Below are 20161 nucleotides of genomic sequence, written 5' to 3' on the forward strand. Positions count from 1 at the left end.
TATTGCTAAATGGAGGGTATGCTAATTGATGGCAATACAATCAAACTGCTGAGGATACCTTTTTCCTTTTTTCTGATGCCTCTCTTCCTGTTTGCTTACAGCCAGGCAGAGAACATATTGCATCACCAGGCGTTGTGGTCTTTCCTGATCATTCACCTGCTTGTTTACCCGGCAAGCAATGGCTACAACAGCTTTGTTGACCGTGACGAAGGGAGCATTGGAGGACTGGAAAAGCCACCCATGCCCACTATTCAGCTTTTTTATCTGACCGTTTTTATGGATGCCGCCGCAACCCTGCTGGCACTCATCTTCGTAAATGCATTGTTTGCGTTTTGTCTCGTGCTTTATATAGGCGCTTCACGCGCATATAGTTCGCGGCTGATCAGGCTGAAAAGGTATCCAATAGCGGGCTTTCTGACGGTCGCTTTTTTTCAGGGAGCATTCACTTATTATATGTCTGTGGCTGGTGTTTCGGGGAATGGATTGCCGCTGAGCCGTGAAAATATCTATGTGCTCCTGGGTTGCTCTTTTCAAATTGCCGGCGCATATCCGTTGACGCAGGTGTACCAGCACGAGCAGGATCTGAAAGATGGGATTACAACCCTAAGCTATAAATTGGGCTATTTGGGCACATTTCTGTTCACCGGCCTGATGTTTTTGCTCTGTAATGTGTTTTATTACTTGTACTTTACAGCTAAGGGCATTGGAATGATTTTTTATATTATCCAGGTATTCTTCATCCCCATCGTGCTCTATTTCGGCTACTGGTTCTATCAGGTTTGGAAAGACAGAAAGCAGGCGAATTTCAGTAATACAATGCGAATGAACTGGATCGCATCGATATGCATGAATGGTTGTTTCCTAGTACTAATCATTATCAACAGAATTCCTTTGAGTTACATATCAGCCATTGAAACCGCCGTCCCCGATCATTGCTATACGCAGGAAGCACTTTCCGAATTTTACATCAGATCAACAGACGATTTAATCAATAAAAGAAAGATCAGGATCGTAGCCGGTAAGACAGGAATTGAGAAACGGTACTCTGTTCTTTCTGATTTTGACCAAACGCCTGCAAATTATCAATTCTTCAACCAATCAGCCGACCTTCTTCCCGAACCGAATCTCACCCAAAGAATGCGGGTTTACCAGGAACACGCTACAAAGCTTTCCATCAAAGCCATTGAAAAAATCAGGGATTTTCATCAGATTAAACATTCGATTTCGCATTTAATTACCGTTACCTGTACCGGTTTGTCCGCACCGGGGCTGGATGTGGAATTGATGCGGGAATTACATTTAAAACCAACGATCCAGCGCAGCAGCATTAATTTTATGGGATGCAACGCGGCCATCATTGCATTGAAAAACGCGGATGCAATCTGTAAAAGTCAGCCCAATGCACGCGTGTTGGTGGTGTGTACCGAACTGTGTACCATTCATTTCCAAAAACAATATAATGACGACTACCTGCTGTCCAACCTGCTTTTCGGGGATGGATCGGTGGCGGTACTGGTAGATTCCAAACCGTCTAGGAATTATATACATGAAGTTGAAATCAACACATTCAATTCCATGATTTTGCACAATGGCTATTCAGATATGGCATGGCGGCTTTCGGAAACCGGTTTTATTATGAACCTATCCTCTTATGTCCCGGATTTGATCCGGAAAAGCATCAAACCCATGCTTGCGGCCGTAGGCCTGGAGCCGGACGATTACAAACATTGGGCGGTGCATCCCGGCGGAAAACGGATTGTGGACGACTTTGCTGCGGCATTGGAACTGGACAAATGTTTTCTTGCACCTACCTATAATGTCCTGAAAAATTATGGCAATATGTCGTCCCCAACGGTGCTTTTTGTTTTAAAGGACGTGATTGAAAAAGCGAAGCCGGAAAATCAGGGAAATCGCATTTTTGCAGCTGCATTTGGCCCAGGGCTAAGTATCGAAACCATGCAGCTCAGCTATGTTTAGGGCGAGAAGCAACAAAAAAGAATTGCTTGACCAGCAGGACATTCCCGCCGCCGACCTATTTCAAAACCTTCGGGAACTGGATTTTATCAACCATTGGCTGGGCGGTTATAACATTTCATTTTCCGCATTAAAGAAGGTTTTAAGAAAAGACCAGTCCTATATTTTGGCTGACATTGGATGTGGGGGAGGAGATACCCTCAAAAGGATTGCTAATTGGAACAGAAAAGCGAATTTGAAGCTGGAACTGTATGGGATTGACCTAAAACCAGTGTGCATTGAATATGCGCAGGTCAATTTGGAAAACAAATCTGTAAAGCTGATCTGCGATGATTACCGCAATCTTTTCAATCATCTGACAAAAGCAGATATCATTCACGCCTGCCTCTTTTGTCACCATCTCAACAATCAGCAGTTAATTGATTTAATGCAATTTGTGGCGAAACATAAGGCAATCCTGATTATCAACGATCTGGAAAGAAATCCGATGGCTTACTACTCTATAAAATGGCTCACGAGCCTGTTTTCCAAGTCCTATCTTGTCAAAAATGACGCGCCGTTATCAGTTTTGCGGGGTTTTAAGAAAAAAGAATGGCAAAGCATTATGCAGGAAGCAGGGGTTAAGCAATATTCTATAATCAATAAATGGGCATTCAGGCACGAGGTCATTGTTTATGGAAACAGTTTATGATTGTGCGATCATTGGCGGGGGGCTGGCCGGATTAGGTCTGTCCATTCAGCTTGCCGACCACGGGCTATCCGTTGTTCTTTTTGAAAAAAATAAATATCCATTCCATAAAGTCTGCGGCGAATACATTTCTATGGAAAGCCGCGATTTCCTGATCAGTCTTGGCTTGCCTTATGATCAGCTTGACTTGCCCGTTATCAATCAATTAGGTATCAGCTCCGAGAAGGGATTTATGCTGGAACACAACCTGCAATTGGGTGGCTTCGGCATTAGCAGGTACCACCTCGACGATCAGTTGTGCAAAATTGCATTGCAAAAAGGCGTCTCTGTTTTGCAGGGATGCCGGGTGAATGATGTAAAGGATATCGGTCATGAAACCTATGAAATTCAAACTTCACAAGGCAATTTTCAATCCAAAATTGTGTGTGGGAGTTATGGAAAGTATACGCCGCAATTCATCAACCTGGAAGGCAACAATTCCCAAAAGGAAAACGCTCCCAATAACTACATTGGAGTAAAATATCATGTTAAAACCGATCTTCCTGCCAATCGCATTGAACTACATAATTTCAAAGACGGTTATTGCGGAGTTTCCAAAGTGGATCAGGAATGGCATTGTCTCTGTTATCTCACAACGGCAAAAAATTTGCAGGATAACAGCAAGGATATCAGGGCGATGGAGCAAAATGTGCTGCATAAAAACCCGTTTCTAAAAAAATATTTTAACGATTCCGAGTTTGTCAATGCGCAGCCTTTGGTAATCAGCAATGTTCATTTCGATAAGAAGCAAACCGATTCGCAGGGGATATTTTTAATAGGTGACGCGGCCGGTTCAATTACGCCCCTTTGTGGCAATGGCATGAGCATGGGTATGCGGGCATCCAAGTTGCTCGCCCGTGAATTGGTTTTGTTTTGTGAAAAAAAGCAATCAAAAGAACAGGCAATGTTGGCTTATAAAAAATCCTGGGATAAGGCGTTCAACAGCCGCATAATGGCGGGTTATTATCTGCAAAACCTTTTTGGAAAGCGTACGACGACGGATCTGGCGCTCAGGTTCTTGTCAAAAATGCCTGGTTTAACCAATAAGCTGGTATCCTTAACCCACGGCCAGCCATTTTAAATGGCGCTTTTAGCTTCGCGCTTGCTCAAAAAGTATTCGAAAAGGTAGGTATTGAGCAAAAGCATCAGCATTCCATAAAAAAGGTCCTCGAAAGGGATTGTCAGAAAACGAAAGCCAATATTCTCGGCATCATTGTACCATACAACCGGCTCGTCCAGCCCGGTTCCCGTGAGAATACCATTGACAATAATGAATGGAATGATCAGGAAAAGATGTGAGAAGTAAAAGAGGCTCAGCCACTTTACTTTTGCAATAAACTGCAAGTAGCAGAGGAACAAAACGAGTCCAGCCGCTGTGGAGGTCGTATAATATCTCCCAAAAAACAACACCCCGATCATCAGCGTGAAGCAAAGAAAGAACCCTGTGATGAGATTTTCAAACCTGATCCGGTATTCACTGCCCCAAAAGATTTTGAAACAATAGTAGGTGAAAAGACAGGCGTAAGGAATGCAAATGAAAAACAGGATCTCTTCTATTGGTAAACCAAAAAGAGGGAGACCGATCAGATATTTCGGCGTAAATCCCCAAACGCCGATTTTTGTGAAGTAGCTATCCCAGATTATAAACGGAACTGCCGCAATCAGAATAGCAGGCCAAAGTGCCGACCATTTTTTATAAAGTGCTATTTTGGGATGAAATGAGAAGAGTAATGGGACGGAAATGGCGGCCAAATCGACGATCAGGTAAAGGAAATTCATCTGACAGCCGCTTTTTTTGCTTCACGAAAATATTTCAGCGGAACCCACAACATTCCAAAGCATTCCCCTTCCTGTTTGCCCAGATGTTTGTGGTGCATTTTATGAGCGCGCCGGATGGCCTTCAAATAAACAGAATCGGTATTCCTGAAAATTTTGAAACGCTGATGGATGAAAATATCATGGACAATAAAATACGCAAACCCATAAATGGTAATGCCGAGCCCGATAAAAAACAGGTAACTGAACCCCTGGTTTAGTCCAAGCCATAATAAGGTGATGCCAGGTGTTGCGAAGATCACAAAGAAGTAGTCGTTCTTCTCAAAGAAATCGCCGTCGTCGCGCTGGTGGTGGTCGTGATGCAATGACCACAAAGCACCATGCATCAGGTACTTATGCGCCAGCCAGGCCACACATTCCATTCCAACAAAGGCGGCAATCACAATCATTGTATTGATAATCCAGGGACTCATATTTTACGCTTCGATAGTCAACTTTTTACAGGTATTTTTTCAATTACTTCATTAATACATATCTTAAACCATTCAGTATAGGTATCGGGATTCTGACCCATATCGTCCTTAATATCAACTGGTTTCATATATTTGTAACTCATTGCTTCTGAAAGGTCCAGCTCAGGTTTTGCGTCCGAAATACCCCAGAATACATGGTCAAGTTCATTCTCGGTGAGGCCGTTCTCCAGGCTGGCGTGGTATTGAAATGAGAATAAAAATTGCAGGTCAGCATTGATCCCCATTTCCTCCTCCAATCTCCTGACCGCCCCGTGGTGTGCCGCCTCATCTGGCAGGGGATGACTGCAACAGGTATTGGACCAAAGTCCCTCCGAATGATATTTGCCAAAAGCGCGTTGCTGCAATAGCATTTCCCCTTTTGAATTAAAAATAAAAACCGAAAACGCGCGGTGCAGAACACCCTTCTGATGTGCTTCCAACTTAGGCATCAGGCCAATTTCCAGATCATTTTCATTTACCAATACTACCTGATCATTCATAAATTATAGAGTTATACCTTTCGGATGGCTAATAGACAGATTTCTTTGATGTGAACACAACAAGAAAACGTCACAAAAGGTCTAACTGATGCCGTAACAATGAACGAAACATCAATCCGATTTTATCATAATCCGGAATTCTGATGCGTGCGTCCATTACTTTTTCTGGCGGCGTCTGTTTAATTCGTAAAAAGAGCTTTTTATAATAATAGTAAGCCAGATATACGCCCCGACGGGCGCCTGATGGAAGTTTCTTGATGCCAATCAATGCCTGCTCAAAATCTTCTTCTATTTCTTGCTGGATCACTTCTTTATCCCGATCGGAAAAATGGCTGAAATTGACGCCCGGGAAGTACGTACGTCCCAAATCCATATAATCTGCTTTCAAGTCACGCAGGAAATTAACTTTCTGAAAAGCAGCCCCCAGTTTCATGGCATAAGGTTTCAGTTCCTGATAAATTTCATTGTTTCCTTCCGAGAACACCCTGAGACACATTAATCCAACCACTTCCGCCGATCCAAGAATGTATTCGCTGTACGAATCTGCGGTATGTTCCTTCTGGCGCAGGTCCGTCTCCATGCTTTTAAGAAACGTATCGATCAGCTCCCATTCAATATGGTAGGCATGCACTACATGCTGAAAGCTGTTCAGGATGGGGTTAATGCTGATCTTTTCACGGATCGCTTCGAGCGTATCAACCCGGATCTTGTTCATCATCAGCTCTTTATTATAGCCGTGGAAGCTGTCCACGATTTCGTCGGCGAGACGTACAAAGCCGTAAATGCCATAAATGGGATTGTGGAAATCCGCTTTCAGAAAATGGATTCCCAGTGAAAAGGAAGTGCTGTAAAGTTGCGTTGTCTTTTTACTACAAGACGCAGATAAACTGTCGTACAGGGTTTTCATGACCTATTTGTTTAAAAACTTCATTAATTCGTTCGCCGCAATTTGTCCGGATATGATCGATGGAGGTACACCTGGTCCCGGCACAGTCAACTGGCCGGCGTAGAACAGGTTTTTCACCTTCTTACTTTTCAGTTTTGGCTTAAAAATGGCGGTCTGCATCAATGTATTGGCCAGTCCGTAAGCATTGCCCTGATAGGCATTGTAATCGTGGACAAAGTCAGATACAGAATAGCTTTTTTTGAACACCACGTGGTTTCTGATGTTTTCCCCGGCAAACTTTTCAAGCCTGTCCATCAATATATTATAATAATTTTCACGAACGGGCGAAGGATCTTTCAAACCGGTAGCTATGGGCATTAATACGAAGATATTCTCGCTTCCCTCAGGAGCTACCGTTGGGTCGGTTTTAGACGGGCAGCAAACATAGAAAAGCGGTCGCGAAGGCCACTTTTTGTCTTCATAGATTTCAATGGCATGCTTTTCAAAATTCTCGTCAAAAAACAGATTATGGTGACGTAACCGTGCCACTTTTTTATTTACACCCAAATAAAACAGTAAACAGGAAGGGGCAAAAGTACGGCTGTCCCAATACGATTCGGGATAGGAGCGGTTTTCCAAATCCAATAGCGCTGTTTCAATGTGATGGTAGTCTGCACTGCCCACCACCGCATCGCTGCGATGCCTGTTTCCATTTGAATGTATGTGTGTAATCATCCTTTTATCCGTCTCTAGCCACTTCACATCTTGCGAAGTGGCAAATGTGACCCCTGCTTTTTCCGCAATATCCCTGAATGATCGGACCACTTTGCCAAATCCGCCCATTGGATAAAAAGTGCCTTGTTTCAACGCGGAGAAATTCATCAGGCTATATAATGCAGGCGTATCCTTTGGCATTGCGCCGAGGAAAAGCACAGGGAATTCAATGAGTGCCAGCAGCCGGGGATCCTTGAAATATTTCCGGACATGTTTACTGAAAGAAGTGAACACTTGCAGCCGCAAAGCGTCTTTAAACAATTTTAAGCTAAAAAATTCTGTGACGGAATTTCCTGGCTTGTAAACCATTTCATGCATTCCGGTCATGTATTTGAACTCGCCTTCAGTGATAAATTTGCGCAGTTTAGAAGCGCTGCCGGCTTCAATACTTTCAAAAAGCTCGCATATATCTTCGAAGTCTTCGGGAATATCCAACACATCACCCACACCAAAAATAACTGCGAAACCAGGATCCAGTTTTTTTAAATCGTAAAAATCACTGGAATCTGAGTCAAAGATCTTGTAAAAACGGTCGTAAACGTCGGGCATCCAATACCAGCTTGGCCCCATATCAAACAAAAAACCATTTGCCGAAAAAGTTCTCGCCCTACCACCAACTTGCTCATTCTTCTCAAATACGGTCACATTTGCCCCATTTTTTGCCAAGATAGCCGAAGCTGCAAGACCAGCAAATCCCGAACCAATGACTGATATTTCAGCAGGCTTATCACCTTTTATTATTTTGTTATGATGCATTCTTAATATTTAAAATTTCAATCAGCTGTTCGATCGTCTGGATGCACGAAATTTTATTTCGCTCGGCAACCTTCCGGGCCCTTTCGATGCCGCCCGAAATGCAGACGCTTGAACCTTGAAAATCACTCGCCAGATTATCCAACAGCGTTTCGGTCTGATCGTGGAAGGGGATGGTCAGAAACGAATAGATATGCGTCGGCTTTACCTGGCTGATTACTGTAAAAAGATCGTCATACGGTACGCGCGCACCCAGATAGACGACATTTTTTCCATATTGACGGATCAGGTAATGGGCAAACAAAAGTCCGATCTCGTGATCTTCATCTTCATTCAAAAATAGTACCCAGGTTTGGTCTGCCTCTGGCAGCCGCGGAAGCGAATCGATCGCCGCGAAAAGTTTTTGCCGGATCAGATTGGACAGAAAATGTTCCTGCGAGGGCAAAAGGTCATCTTTAATCCACATTAAACCTGTTCTGACGAGCAGCGGGTAAATGATCCTTTCGTAAGTTTTCCGCAGTCCAAGCCTTTTCACAGCATTGGCAAACAGCTCATTGAACAAGGCGGTATCATAAGTATTGATAGCGATCAAAGCCGTGTTAATGATAGCCTCAATATGTACATCTCCCTGAAACGATTCGGCGATAACATGATCAATTTCCCGCGCGAACTGCTCTTTTGTAAGCTGGCTGATCCTGGAAATTTTGAGTCCTTTATCCAGCAATGTGCACACATTCAACAGCTTTTTGAGCTGCGTGCTATTGTAGATACGTATGTTGGTATCCGTCCGCTCCGGATCCAGCAAATTATAGCGCTGCTCCCATATCCGGATCGTGTGCGCCTTGGTACTACTGATCCTTTCAAGGTCCTTAATAGAATACAAGGCCATTTGTTTAAAGTTTTTCAAAAATAATTAAACAAAATTATTTACCACACTTTATGCGGAAATATTAAAATTGGTTTCTACTTTTGATATTATAAATATCTTATATTTGATTTTATCAATATCAACTATTATGGGAAATCAGGATATCTTTTGGTCAGTTAATATAAAATTCCTACGCCTGAGGCTAAAATTGAGTCAGGAGGCAATGGCAGAGAAGTTAGGGATCAGCCGTGTGAAATTGAATGCGCACGAAAGCGGCAGGACGGCCAATCCAACTGTCGATGACCTGATTAACTTTTCCGAATTTTTCAGAATGAGCATCGACAGCATCCTGAAAATTGATCTGACGAAACTATCAGAACAAAAAATAAAGGATCTTGAAGAAGGCAGCGAATTATTTATGAAGGGTAATCAGATCCGGGTTCTGGCGATTACCGTGGATAAGGATGAAAAGGAGAATATCGAGTATGTGCCGATTCACGCGAAGGCAGGCTACCGGTCAGGCTATGCCGATCCTGAGTTCTTATCTGCACTTCCAAGATTTAACCTTCCGACCATTCCAAAAAACGGTACTTTCCGGATGTTCCCAACCATTGGGGATTCCATGCTGCCGGTACCCGAAGGAAGCGACATTATAACCCGGTACGTGCAGGACTGGACAGCCGTAAAACCAGAAACCCCGTGCATTGTTATCCTCCGGGGCGATCAGGATTTTGTGTTCAAACAGGTTACGGTCAATAAGAACGGGACCATGCTGTTACAATCTTTCAACAAGCAATATTTTGCCTATACCGTGCCGATTTCAGAAGTTATTGAGCTTTGGGAATATTACAGCTTCCACAGTAAGCAGCTACCGGAGCCGCAATCAGATATGCAGCAATTGATGCGGATGTTACAGGAAATGCAGAACGAAATTAAAGAGATCCGGGGCCGTCAACCATCCAAATAATTGGATAAGAGCTTATCGTTGAACTGGAAATTTTACAATTCGCGAAAATTGCCCGACCTGGTTTAATCATATTGTTAATTTACGGTTACAGGATTTTAGATGAAAATCAATGTAGTAATAGTACAGTAAAATGGCATTTCCGCTTAATCTAGTGTGATTTTGTTGTAGAAGTATTAATAAGCCTGCCAGAAATTTATTATGAAACAAATCAATATAGTTTAATGATAAATGAATAATATATTTAATTAGTACAATTTCACGCCCATTAAGACCCCTGAAAACCTCATATTGACCCCAAACTTCTCAGGTGTCGTCACAAAAAGAATTACTAATTTTTAGAGGCGTCATAAGTTTGTTGAGTAATTAAAACCCAACTCAACAATGTCCTCAAAATTTTTACGCTTCTGCTTCCTAGCTTCCCTTGCCTTAATATTTGACCAGGCCAAAGCTCAAAGCCCGACAGACCCCGCAATGGGTTTCAATATCTTTACCAAAGGTGACCTTACCGTAATGCCAAACGAAATCGAAGGGCCGGTTGCTGTTGGCGGAAATTTTTACTCCAATCAATACCAGATCACTTTCAACAAGAGCCACGGTGTGTTTTTCGTAGATGGTGTTTCCATCGGATTAGCAGTTCGAGGTGCCGTTAAACTGAACAGCAATTCCCTGAAAGTGGACGGCGGTAACTACATTAAAATCGGAAACGGTTTGCCAAATGACCCGAACTTCACAAACCTTAAAGTATGGTATACCGATGCAAATGGTCATGATCCAGGCGGTGCAATGCGGATTACCGCTGAAAATGGCGGTTACGATTCGTCACCACAAATTACGATCAACACAGGACCTACCGGATTTAAAAGTAATTATACAGTAAGTGCCAGCAACAACCCGGTTTTCGAAAACGTATTTGGGACAGGCGCTAACCAAATCGACATTGACGGAGCTTTTATGGCACTGATTAAAAAATCGATGCAACTGAAAGATCTGGCGGACAACCTTCCTATTCGTAAAGAAAACCAGTCAACAATCCCTGGTCATGAATTGGGGCCCTATCTTACCACCGGCATATTTGATCAAAACCCGGTTATCAAAGTAAATCCAGACGGACTAAACGTGCTGACAGTTTCAGCAGCGGTTTGGAATAGCATTCAGAACATCAATTTTGCAGATTTCCCGGCCGGGGAGCAATTGGGAACCACTGCCGCGCAATATGCTGCCAGCGGCAAAAAATTCGGTTTGATCATCAATATCGTTGATTTCCCAACTTTTTGTGCAGCCAACGGAGGAAGCAATGAAATCAGATTTCCTAACTATGGTTTGAGTGATGCGCAAAGCAATCTCATCATCTATAACTTTCCGGATGCGACGAAAGGACTTACTTTAAGGGGTAACCTAATCTGGGGAACGGTATTGGCGCCACAGGCGGACGTAGTGAAAAGGAACAACGGGAACCTGGTTGGTCAGGTGATTGCAAAATCTTTTATCCATAACGGCGACGAAATTCACTTCCGCCCATTCCTTCCAACGGTAGCAGATCCTATCGAGGATGCGATAGAAGTCGTTGCAACTTCATTGTGCTCCAAAAACGCAGGATATCTCGACTACACGGTTACACCTAACTATGATACGAAAGGAAAGAAAGTGAAAATCGAATGGATCGATTCGGAAAATAAGGTGATCCAGGAAGATATTGATCAGGAGCTGACAGGAAGGATATTGTTTCCTGGGTTTGCACTTGACGCAGACGGAAACGGAGCAGCATGGCCAGGCTGGGAGAAAAAGAATGGTAAATGGGAAGAAGTGATAGACCGTTACGGATCACTTCGCGAATCAGGCGCAACCATCCGCGTGACGATCGATCCCTGGAAAATCATTGACATTACATTTCCGGAATCAACCACAACTTGCTTCACAAGCCCTCCTCCATCAAACACGTTGCCGGTAACCTTATCAAGCTTTACTGCAAACAATGACAATTGCAATGCCAAATTGAAATGGGTTGTTTCCGAAGCAAAAGACTTCTCACACTTCGTAGTGGAACGGTCAGCAGATGCAAAAACGTTTAGCCCACTGGCACGTATCGATTTCAAAGCTGGCAAATCTGAATACAGCTTCTCAGATTCTCCTTTTGCATCTGAAACGATTCCTGCAAAATATTACTACTATCGTTTGCAACAGGTTGATACCGACGAAACGTTTGAATATAGCTCGATCCGCAGCATTGCAGCCGGAACTTGCGACGCGAGACTTTCGGTGGATTTTTATCCAAACCCTACACAGGATGAAGTCAATGTGAAAAGCTTCTCGCCGGTTAAAAAATTAGAAATTTTCACATTGGGCGGTAAAAAAGTTTATCAGCTGATGCCAAATCTAAATGCCACCGAAGTAAGCGTGAATGTTCAGGCTTTTGCACAAGGTTTATACATTATTAATGTAGTGAACGAAGAAGGAAAATATTCTTCAAAGCTGCTGAAGAAGTAAGAACAGATCTTATAGCGTTATGTGACACTTAAAAATGCCTGCATGTTTGCAGGCATTTTTTTTGTACCTGCCTGCTAAACCAGCTTGCGTCCTTTCCATTCATATTCAGGCCTTTGCGAAACCAGCCCGAAAAAGCAAACGTAGAATGGATAGATTATCTGAGTGATGGGAATGTAAAATATGGATCCGGGTTTTCGCAAAAAATTAAGGATACTACCCAGGAAAAACCATTCGGGAATGCATTTGACGGCTACTATTGCTAGATATTCCTGACCAGTCACCGCACCGGCCAGCCACAAAAAGCAACCGACAACCAATGAAAAGTTGCAAAGAAAAATGTAAACGGCAAGGATCAGCGGGGTTTTGCTCTGGTAATGTTTCCACTTACTTGCCCATCTTTTGCGCTGGCGGAAGAAAGCCTTCCAACTGGTATGTGCTTTTGTAGCGACAATCGCCTCCGGATCTTTCAAAAAATGAACGCCATCCGGATATCGCGCAGCTACTTTATGCATTAAAAATTCATCATCACCTGAGGCAATATGCTTCACACCTTCAAAACCATTTACATCCAGAAAAACCTGTTTCTCATAGGTGAGATTGGCGCCATTGCAAAGAGACGGATATCCTGCTGCAATCGCACTTGCGCCGCTTCCAATCAGGCTGGCGAATTCAACGGTCTGTAAATGATGAGCTAGCGTATTTTCTTTCAGAAATGTGACGGGGGCACTGATGAGTTTCGCGCCGGTTTCAGCATAATAGTTCGCAATGGAAAGCAACCATCCGGGTCCTACGCGGCAGTCGCCATCGGTAGTTACGATCAGGTTTCCTTTCGCCTGCATGACCGCCGTTTCGATGGCCCGCTTTTTCGGCGAAGTTGTCGGAATGTTCGGAAGTGAGATAACCCTGATATCGCATGATGTTTTACTGGCAAAACCGCTGACTATCAAGGCAGTGTCGTCTGAGGAACTATCGTCCATCACCAATACCTCAAATTGATTGGCAGGCAGCAGCTGGCTTGCAAGATCTTCCAATAGTACGCCAATGTTTTCCGCCTCATTGCGCACCGGAATAATAACTGAAATACGGACGGAAGAGATGTCTCTCGCGACAGACGCAGGCTTAATACCTTTCCAGAAAAACGTAATGGTGATCGTGAACACAGCATAGCTGGCGATGAAAATCCATATCAGAGCGATCATAACCTCCATTTATATTTCCAGATGAGGAAAATGCCGATCACAATAGGGCCCAGGACATTGACAACCCAGATCAGGAATGTGGCCGCGATAATCTTTTCAGCTGGAAGCGCATAGGATGCAAATACCAGCAAAGCCGTAAACTCACGCAGCCCGAGATCACCAAGCACATTGATGGCGGGGATTAATGTTTTGGCAAGAAAAATCAGAGAAATGCAGGAAATAAGATCCAATAAGGAAACACCTAAATCAAATAATGATAAAGCCATTGCAAACTGGCAAAGGAAAACCAGGTAGCGCAATGCACCAAATAGGGTCGAAAATCCGAGCTCGGAGGGGGTATAACTTCCCGCAATGTGCAGGTAAGAATGTGCTTTAATGAAAATCATTTTTCGTGGGTGCCAGTCGATGAGGGCCTTTCTGAAAAAGATGCCAACCAACCCAATAACAATGATGCTGATCAATAATGCACTGATAAGCTGGCTGGTCAATGCAGGAATGTCCAACTTATACTTCACATGAAACCATCCGATGGCCCCTGCCACAACCGATACATAAAATTGTATCCCATTGGAAATCAGCGCGGCCCCAATGGCTTCCAGCCGCCGATCGGATTTTAAGGAAGCGATCCGCCCGATGGTATCTCCAAGCTGGGCCGGTACGGCTACACCCACCGCGAGGCCAGTCAGTGTGCCCCTGAATGCATCCCAAAAATTTAATGGCATTACCTTTTGAGCCAGTTTTTGCCATTTAAGGCTTTCCAATGCCCAATTAACAGGAACCAGGATTATGATGAGCAATAAAATGGGTAAATGGTTAGGGCCTGGCTGCCGGACGGTTAATAGGTCAAGGAAAACGGCACCAACGTCGCTAATTCCTTTTTGTTCGTTTTGAAAAGTCCGGTATATGTAGCTCAGAATGAGTATTGTGACCGCCAGTTTGCCTATTGCGATCAGGCTGGGACGTATGCTTTTTTCTTTTGGCGGGGAGAGTTCGTTATCTTGCAACATGATCAAAATGCAGGAGAACGAAGCTACCGAAAAAGTAATTATTGGCGTTGATCCCGGTACTCAGATCATGGGCTATGGGGTAATCTCTGTGAAAGGACAGCAAATCTCTCTCGTTCAATATGGTGTGATTCATCTGAGCAAATATAGTAGCCATGAATTGAAGTTAAAGAAAATCTTTGAACGCATTACCCAGCTCATCGAGGATTACCTGCCGGATGAAATGGCGATTGAAGATCCTTTTTATGGCAAAAATCCGCAATCCATGCTCAAACTTGGCCGTGCGCAGGGTGTAGCGATGGCCGCAGCGCTTGCCCGCAACATTCCCATCGTAGAATATTCTCCCAAAAAAGTAAAACAGTCGGTTACCGGCAGCGGAAATGCTTCCAAGGAACAGGTGGCCTATATGCTCGAAAAGATCCTCCAAATGGAGCTGAGCAAGGAATTTATGGATGCCACCGACGGCATCGCGATTGCAATCTGCCATCAGTACCACGCGAACACCCCGGCTGCATTGTCTTCAAGCTCGTCCAAAAAAGCGAAGAAAGGCGGATGGGGCGCTTTTGTCAGCGAAAATCCCGGTCGTGTCAAATAATCCTGCCTAATTATTTAAACCGTTTAACATTAAAAAATTTTAATGGTACTAATTCTACATTTAGTGCTAAAAATCAAACGTTTGTTTAATAAAATCAAACAAACGCTTGATTTTTGTTTTTGAGGTGTTTAACTTTGTTTTATCAATAATGAAGAGCAATAATAATTAGCTGTTAATGAGGAAGTTAAGATGGAATATAATGCTAAGCAGTTACAAATTATAGAAGTGGCTGAGCAGTTATTTGCTCAAAAAGGCTTTGCCGGGACTTCCGTGAGAGACATTGCCCTGGAAGCGGATGTGAACGTTTCGATGATCTCCTATTATTTCGGCTCCAAAGAAAAACTCATCGAAGCCCTCTTCCAGCATCGCATGACCGAATCCCGTTCGAGATTGGAAACACTTTTGACGGACGGGGATCTGGTGCCCCTGCAAAAAATCAACATCCTGATCGACAGTGTGATAGATCGACTGATGGGAAATCAGTGCTTTCATAACATCATGCTGCGCGAGCAACTTTCGTCGGAGAGGACGCCGATTATTTCCGAGCACATTATGAACCTGAAATTGCGCAATGTTGAACTGATGCAGAAATTGATCAACGAGGGACAGGAAGCAGGGGCGTTTCGTAAAAATATCGACCTAAGCCTGATGTCGACAACACTTTATGGGACTATCAACTATGCGATTGCCACCCAGGATTTTTATAAGAAAATTAATAAGCTGGAATCAATGGGTGCGGAAGAATTCCAGAAGTATCTCAAACGCAGACTAAGCCAGCACCTGAAAAGTTTATTCAAATCGAACGTTACAAATGAACACAACATCGAAAATTAAAAGAATGATTGGGGTTGCAGCAGGAGTTTTCTGGATGCTCACCGCCGCGCATTCAATTGCCCAGACCGCACGCACAATTACGCTGGAAGACGCTATTGAAATGAGTTTAAAAAACAGTAAGCAGCTTAAACTTAGCCAAAGCAATGTTGATCTGGCCGGGTTGAATATCCGTCAAATTAAAGAAAACCAGCTGCCAAGTCTCAGCATATCAGGTTCTTACCTTCGGGTTAACACACCCAACATTAATCTGAAAATCAAGCAGGGCGGAAACGATAGTACAGGCGGGAGCACTACACCGGCAGTGCATCAGGCGATGTACGGAATGGCCAGCGCGTCTCTCCCGATATTTTCGGGTTTTAGGTTTAAATATGGATTAGAGTCGGCACATTACCTGGAACAGGCTGCCAAACTGGACGCGGAGTACGACCGTGATGCCGTAATTCAGAATACCATTGCCGCTTGCAGTAATCTATATAAGGCCAAAAAATCGGTTGACCTGGTTTCTGAAAATCTTTTACGCGAACGTCAGCGGGTGGAGGATTTTACCAATCGTGAGCGTAATGGCATACTTGCCAGAAATGACCTTATGAAAGCGAAACTTCAGGAATCCAATGTGGAGCTGGCGCTTTTAGACGCGGAGAACGATTTCAAAGTCACTGCAATCAATGTCAACCTGTTATTGGGCTTGCCTGAAAATACCGCAATCCTGGCCGATTCAAGTAGTTTTTTAAATTTGAAAGAAGAGGGTAAAGCCGGTGATTGGGAGCAAACAGCATTGACACACAGAAAGGACTTCGCCGCTAACGGCATTCGCCAAAAGGCAGCGGACACGGACATTAAGGTAGCCAAAGCGGATTTTTACCCGAACGTGGCGCTCACCGCAGGTTATGTTGCATTAAATATTCCGGGTGTTGCGATGATCCCAAATGCTGTTAATGCGGGGATTGGTATTAGGTACGACGTGGGTTCACTTTGGAAATCGAGCTCGAAAATTGCGGAGGCCAGGACGAAAGTATATCAGCTTAAAACTAATGAGGAAATATTGCTGGACCGCATCCACCTTGATATCAATACAGCCTATTACAATTATGTATTGAGTAAAAGGAAAATTGATGTGTATGCGAAAGCGGTTGAACAGGCCAACGAAAATTACCGGATTACTAAAAACAAATATGAGAACAGTCTGGTAACAACCACAGAACTGCTCGACGCGGACGTTGCCCAGGTACAATCCAGAATCAACTACGAATCGGCCAAAGCCGACGCCATCGTAGCCTACAAGAAATTAGAACAAGCCGCAGGCGTCATAAACTAGACATTCACTCATCCACGCATTTAGTCATTCAGTCCCGTCCCACGGGTGCCGTCCCACGGGGGCCGTCCCACGGGGGCCGTCCCACGGCGGATTCACTCATTCGAAATTCACACATTCACTCATTCGCTCATTCAGTCATTCAACATTAACGTATGGAAAACAAGCAAAATACATTAGAAACGGAAGAAGCACCGAAGAAGAAAAACTATCGCTTCATAATCATTCTTGGTCTGCTGATCGCGGCGGGCGGGACATGGGGTTTTACAAAATACAATCATGGATTGCACCATGAGGAAACCGATGATGCGCAGATCGATGCCAACATCAGCCCGGTTATCCCGAGAATTTCGGGTTACGTAACGGAGATTAAGGTTAAAGACAATCAAAATGTAAAAAAGGGCGATACGCTGATCGTACTGGACAACCGGGACCAGCTTATCAAGCTAGAACAAGCCAAAGCATCTCTTGCAGGTTCGGAAGGCAGCCTGGTTGTAGCCAACGCGACGACCAATGCAACCGCAGCCAGCGGGATTACCTATGAAGCAAATGTGAGCATTGTGGATGCGCAGATCGAAGAAGCGAAAGTGAATCTGTGGAGGGCAAACCAGGATTTTGCCCGGTATGAAAACCTTCTCAAAGATCATTCGATCACGCAACAGGAATTTGAGCAGGCTTCTGCTACCAAACAAAAGGCGGAACGTCAGCTGGCCGTATTGCAGGCACAGAGAAATGCTGCTGAACGTCAAGCAAAAGCGGCTGGAAAGCAAACCAGGGCTACTTCGGTACAAACCAGTGTTGCCAATGCGAACATTAAGGCGCGTCAGGCAGAAATTGCAAACGCGGAACTCAACCTTTCGTATTCTATCATTACTGCACCTGCCGACGGCCGTATTTCGAAGGTAAATGCGCAGTTGGGTCAATTTTTACAGGCAGGACAATCTCTTTTTAGCATTATTTCCACCAGCGAGCCGTGGGTTGTTGCCAATTTTAAAGAAACGCAATTAACCAAAATGAAGCTTGGGCAAACGGTGCGTATCCACGTTGACGCTTATCCCGAGCATGAATTTGAAGCAAAAGTGGCATCATTCTCGCCGGCAACAGGCGCAAAGTTTGCCTTGCTGCCTCCTGATAATGCGAGCGGTAATTTTGTGAAAGTGGTGCAGCGGCTTCCCGTGCGGATCGAATTCGCCAATGCACAGGATAAATATATTTCAGAATTGCGCCCGGGGATGAATGTGTTTGTAGATGTCGAACTGAATTGAGGATCAATATTTTGATCTTAAACCCATATTAAATGGAATTACAGGAATCATTGGTTGAATACGGTTTTCGCCGTGTGATCATTACCATTACGGCTGTACTGTGCGCGTTGCTGGAGATTGTGGATACGACGATTGTGAACGTGGCGCTCAACGACATGCGGGGAAACCTGGGGGGCACGTTGTCAGAAGTAAGCTGGGTCATCACGGCCTATGCCATTGGTAACGTGATCATTGTGCCGATGACAAGCTGGCTTTCGCAGCAGTTTGGCCGGCGTAATTACTTTGCAGCTTCCATCATCATTTTTACCGTAGCATCATTTCTTTGCGGAAATGCAGACAACATTTGGGAACTGGTGTTTTTCAGATTGATCCAGGGATTGGGTGGAGGCGCGTTACTCGTCACTGCACAAACACTGATCACCGAAAGTTATCCGCCTGAGAAAAGAGGAATTGCTCAGGCCATCTACGGATTGGGTGTGATCGTGGGACCAACATTGGGCCCGCCCCTTGGAGGTTATATCGTGGATAATTATAGCTGGCCGTACATTTTTTACATTAATATTCCTTTGGGCATCATTGCGGCCATGCTTACCCTTCAATTTGTAAAAAGTCCTCGTTTTTCTGTGAAGAAAAGCGCCAGCGAGATAGACTGGCTGGGCATCATTTTACTGGCTGTTGCCGTAGGTTCCTTGCAGTATGTCCTGGAAAAAGGCCAGGAAGAAGATTGGTTCAATGACGGGATCATTACCATCCTTTCCGTCACGACCGTTTTTTCATTTTTCTTCTTCATCTGGAGAGAATGGACCTACAAAAATCCCATTGTTAACCTCAGGGTGTTGTCCAACGGCAATTTGAGAGTGGGAACGATACTATCTTTTATTCTTGGGTTTGGCCTATACGGTTCAACATTCATCATTCCGTTGTACACCCAGGCCACATTGGGATGGACAGCGTCGCAATCGGGTATGCTGATGGTCCCGGCGGCGATTGTTACTGCCATGATGATGCCGGTGGTGGGGCAGCTCTTGCAAAGGGGTGTGAAACAACAATATTTGGTAGCCCTTGGAATGATATTCTTCTTCCTGTACAGCTATTGGGGTTATCTGATATTAACCCCCGATACAGGTAAAGATGCGTTTTTCAACATGCTGATTGTTCGGGGAGTAGGGTTAGGGCTACTGTTCGTCCCGATCACCACATTGGCATTGTCAACGCTAAAAGGACGTGAGATAGGCGAGGGCGCGGCATTTACAGGGATGATGCGACAACTGGGCGGATCATTCGGGGTAGCGGTGATCACCACATTTATGGCACGCCAGAATATGGTTCATCGCAACGACTTGGTTAGCAAGCTTGATGTCAACAATCCGGCCGTGCAGCAGCGGGTAGAGGCGTTACAGCATTCCTACATCGTAAAAGGCATGACTCCTGATATCGCATTAAAAAGCGGTTACAAAATTCTCGACTACGCAGTTACGAAACAGGCTCAGGTAATGTCGTACATGGATGTGTTCCTGTACCTGGGCATCATGTTCCTGATTTGTGTTCCATTTGTATTATGGACTAAAAGTGGCAAGACCAAAGTAGATGCCTCGGCCGCGCACTAGTCGTACACATTGATATTTTAAGTGTAGTGGTATTATTGAAGAAACTTCCCGGGATTGGGAAGCTTCTCTTATTTGGGAGATGATTATTGATTTTTTTCAACCGAAGTGTCTAGCTCAAATCATC

General features: G+C 44.3%; 18 protein-coding genes. 10 read left to right on the plus strand and 8 right to left on the minus strand.

Features of this window, described 5'->3' with window-relative positions:
• Nucleotides 1-9 precede the first annotated feature (9 nt).
• Genes FHS68_RS20795 through FHS68_RS20805 form a run of 3 tightly spaced genes read left to right on the plus strand, consistent with a single transcriptional unit; the run spans nucleotide 10 to nucleotide 3782 of the window.
• Nucleotides 10-1977: a UbiA family prenyltransferase gene (locus FHS68_RS20795; protein WP_229211996.1), complete on the plus strand. Its 1968-nt coding sequence runs from the start codon at nucleotides 10-12 to the stop codon at nucleotides 1975-1977.
• Nucleotides 1970-2665: a methyltransferase domain-containing protein gene (locus FHS68_RS20800; RefSeq protein ID WP_167274341.1), complete on the plus strand. Its 696-nt coding sequence runs from the start codon at nucleotides 1970-1972 to the stop codon at nucleotides 2663-2665. Before FHS68_RS20795 ends, FHS68_RS20800 begins: the two co-directional genes overlap by 8 nt.
• Entirely contained in the window at nucleotides 2649-3782 is a 1134-nt protein-coding gene (locus tag FHS68_RS20805) for an NAD(P)/FAD-dependent oxidoreductase (protein ID WP_167274343.1), read from the plus strand. The genes FHS68_RS20800 and FHS68_RS20805 overlap by 17 nt, the downstream gene beginning before the upstream one ends.
• On the opposite strand, the gene FHS68_RS20810 is transcribed toward FHS68_RS20805, so the two are convergent.
• The 6 genes from FHS68_RS20810 to FHS68_RS20835 all read right to left on the minus strand — a co-directional run bounded on the left by FHS68_RS20810 (nucleotide 3779) and on the right by FHS68_RS20835 (nucleotide 8791).
• Nucleotides 3779-4480, minus strand: a complete 702-nt coding sequence (locus FHS68_RS20810; RefSeq protein ID WP_167274347.1) for a lycopene cyclase domain-containing protein — start codon at nucleotides 4478-4480, stop codon at nucleotides 3779-3781. The two genes, FHS68_RS20805 and FHS68_RS20810, sit on opposite strands and share 4 nt — an antisense overlap.
• The gene (locus FHS68_RS20815) at nucleotides 4477-4950 is read right to left on the minus strand and encodes a sterol desaturase family protein (RefSeq protein ID WP_208408378.1); all 474 of its coding nucleotides are present in this window, start codon (nucleotides 4948-4950) and stop codon (nucleotides 4477-4479) included. Before FHS68_RS20815 ends, FHS68_RS20810 begins: the two co-directional genes overlap by 4 nt.
• A 17-nt stretch (nucleotides 4951-4967) precedes the next feature.
• The gene (idi, locus tag FHS68_RS20820) at nucleotides 4968-5489 is read right to left on the minus strand and encodes an isopentenyl-diphosphate Delta-isomerase (protein ID WP_167274349.1); all 522 of its coding nucleotides are present in this window, start codon (nucleotides 5487-5489) and stop codon (nucleotides 4968-4970) included.
• Between the two features lie 70 nt (nucleotides 5490-5559).
• Complete coding sequence (locus FHS68_RS20825; RefSeq protein ID WP_167274352.1) at nucleotides 5560-6396, minus strand: phytoene/squalene synthase family protein; 837 nt, start codon at nucleotides 6394-6396, stop codon at nucleotides 5560-5562.
• 3 nt (nucleotides 6397-6399) lie between these two features.
• Complete coding sequence (gene crtID / locus FHS68_RS20830; RefSeq protein ID WP_167274355.1) at nucleotides 6400-7905, minus strand: bifunctional phytoene desaturase/3,4-desaturase; 1506 nt, start codon at nucleotides 7903-7905, stop codon at nucleotides 6400-6402.
• Nucleotides 7895-8791, minus strand: a complete 897-nt coding sequence (locus FHS68_RS20835) for a MerR family transcriptional regulator (protein ID WP_167274358.1) — start codon at nucleotides 8789-8791, stop codon at nucleotides 7895-7897. The genes crtID and FHS68_RS20835 overlap by 11 nt, the downstream gene beginning before the upstream one ends.
• Before the next feature lie 127 nt (nucleotides 8792-8918).
• Between FHS68_RS20835 and FHS68_RS20840 the strand changes: the two genes are divergently transcribed.
• Together FHS68_RS20840 and FHS68_RS20845 are read left to right on the plus strand one after the other, a co-directional pair.
• Nucleotides 8919-9737, plus strand: coding sequence for an XRE family transcriptional regulator (locus FHS68_RS20840; protein WP_167274361.1), 819 nt, complete (start codon nucleotides 8919-8921; stop codon nucleotides 9735-9737).
• A 381-nt stretch (nucleotides 9738-10118) separates the two neighbouring features.
• Nucleotides 10119-12221 (plus strand): choice-of-anchor A family protein, encoded by a 2103-nt coding sequence (locus tag FHS68_RS20845; RefSeq protein ID WP_167274364.1) that lies wholly within the window; start codon nucleotides 10119-10121, stop codon nucleotides 12219-12221.
• 74 nt (nucleotides 12222-12295) lie between these two features.
• Here the strand turns inward: FHS68_RS20845 and FHS68_RS20850 are convergent, their stop codons facing one another.
• Together FHS68_RS20850 and FHS68_RS20855 are read right to left on the minus strand one after the other, a co-directional pair.
• Nucleotides 12296-13420, minus strand: a complete 1125-nt coding sequence (locus FHS68_RS20850; RefSeq protein WP_167274367.1) for a glycosyltransferase — start codon at nucleotides 13418-13420, stop codon at nucleotides 12296-12298.
• Nucleotides 13417-14427: a lysylphosphatidylglycerol synthase domain-containing protein gene (locus tag FHS68_RS20855; protein WP_167274369.1), complete on the minus strand. Its 1011-nt coding sequence runs from the start codon at nucleotides 14425-14427 to the stop codon at nucleotides 13417-13419. The genes FHS68_RS20850 and FHS68_RS20855 overlap by 4 nt, the downstream gene beginning before the upstream one ends.
• Before the next feature lie 7 nt (nucleotides 14428-14434).
• Here FHS68_RS20855 and ruvC point away from each other — a divergent pair, with 7 nt between their 5' ends.
• The 5 genes from ruvC (at nucleotide 14435) to FHS68_RS20880 (ending at nucleotide 20037) form a co-directional block, all read left to right on the plus strand.
• Nucleotides 14435-15019, plus strand: a complete 585-nt coding sequence (gene ruvC / locus FHS68_RS20860; RefSeq protein WP_167274372.1) for a crossover junction endodeoxyribonuclease RuvC — start codon at nucleotides 14435-14437, stop codon at nucleotides 15017-15019.
• 189 nt (nucleotides 15020-15208) lie between these two features.
• Nucleotides 15209-15853, plus strand: a complete 645-nt coding sequence (locus FHS68_RS20865; protein ID WP_167274375.1) for a TetR/AcrR family transcriptional regulator — start codon at nucleotides 15209-15211, stop codon at nucleotides 15851-15853.
• The gene (locus FHS68_RS20870; RefSeq protein WP_229211998.1) at nucleotides 15831-17168 is read left to right on the plus strand and encodes a TolC family protein; all 1338 of its coding nucleotides are present in this window, start codon (nucleotides 15831-15833) and stop codon (nucleotides 17166-17168) included. Before FHS68_RS20865 ends, FHS68_RS20870 begins: the two co-directional genes overlap by 23 nt.
• A gap of 152 nt (nucleotides 17169-17320) precedes the next feature.
• Nucleotides 17321-18430 carry an HlyD family secretion protein gene (locus tag FHS68_RS20875; protein ID WP_167274378.1) on the plus strand — a complete coding sequence of 370 codons (1110 nt, stop codon included), beginning with the start codon at nucleotides 17321-17323 and terminating at the stop codon, nucleotides 18428-18430.
• A 32-nt stretch (nucleotides 18431-18462) separates the two neighbouring features.
• Nucleotides 18463-20037: a DHA2 family efflux MFS transporter permease subunit gene (locus FHS68_RS20880; RefSeq protein ID WP_167274380.1), complete on the plus strand. Its 1575-nt coding sequence runs from the start codon at nucleotides 18463-18465 to the stop codon at nucleotides 20035-20037.
• Nucleotides 20038-20161: the final 124 nt, after the last annotated feature.

Origin of the sequence: Dyadobacter arcticus (assembly GCF_011762185.1) — a bacterium.
Classification (GTDB): domain Bacteria; phylum Bacteroidota; class Bacteroidia; order Cytophagales; family Spirosomataceae; genus Dyadobacter; species Dyadobacter arcticus.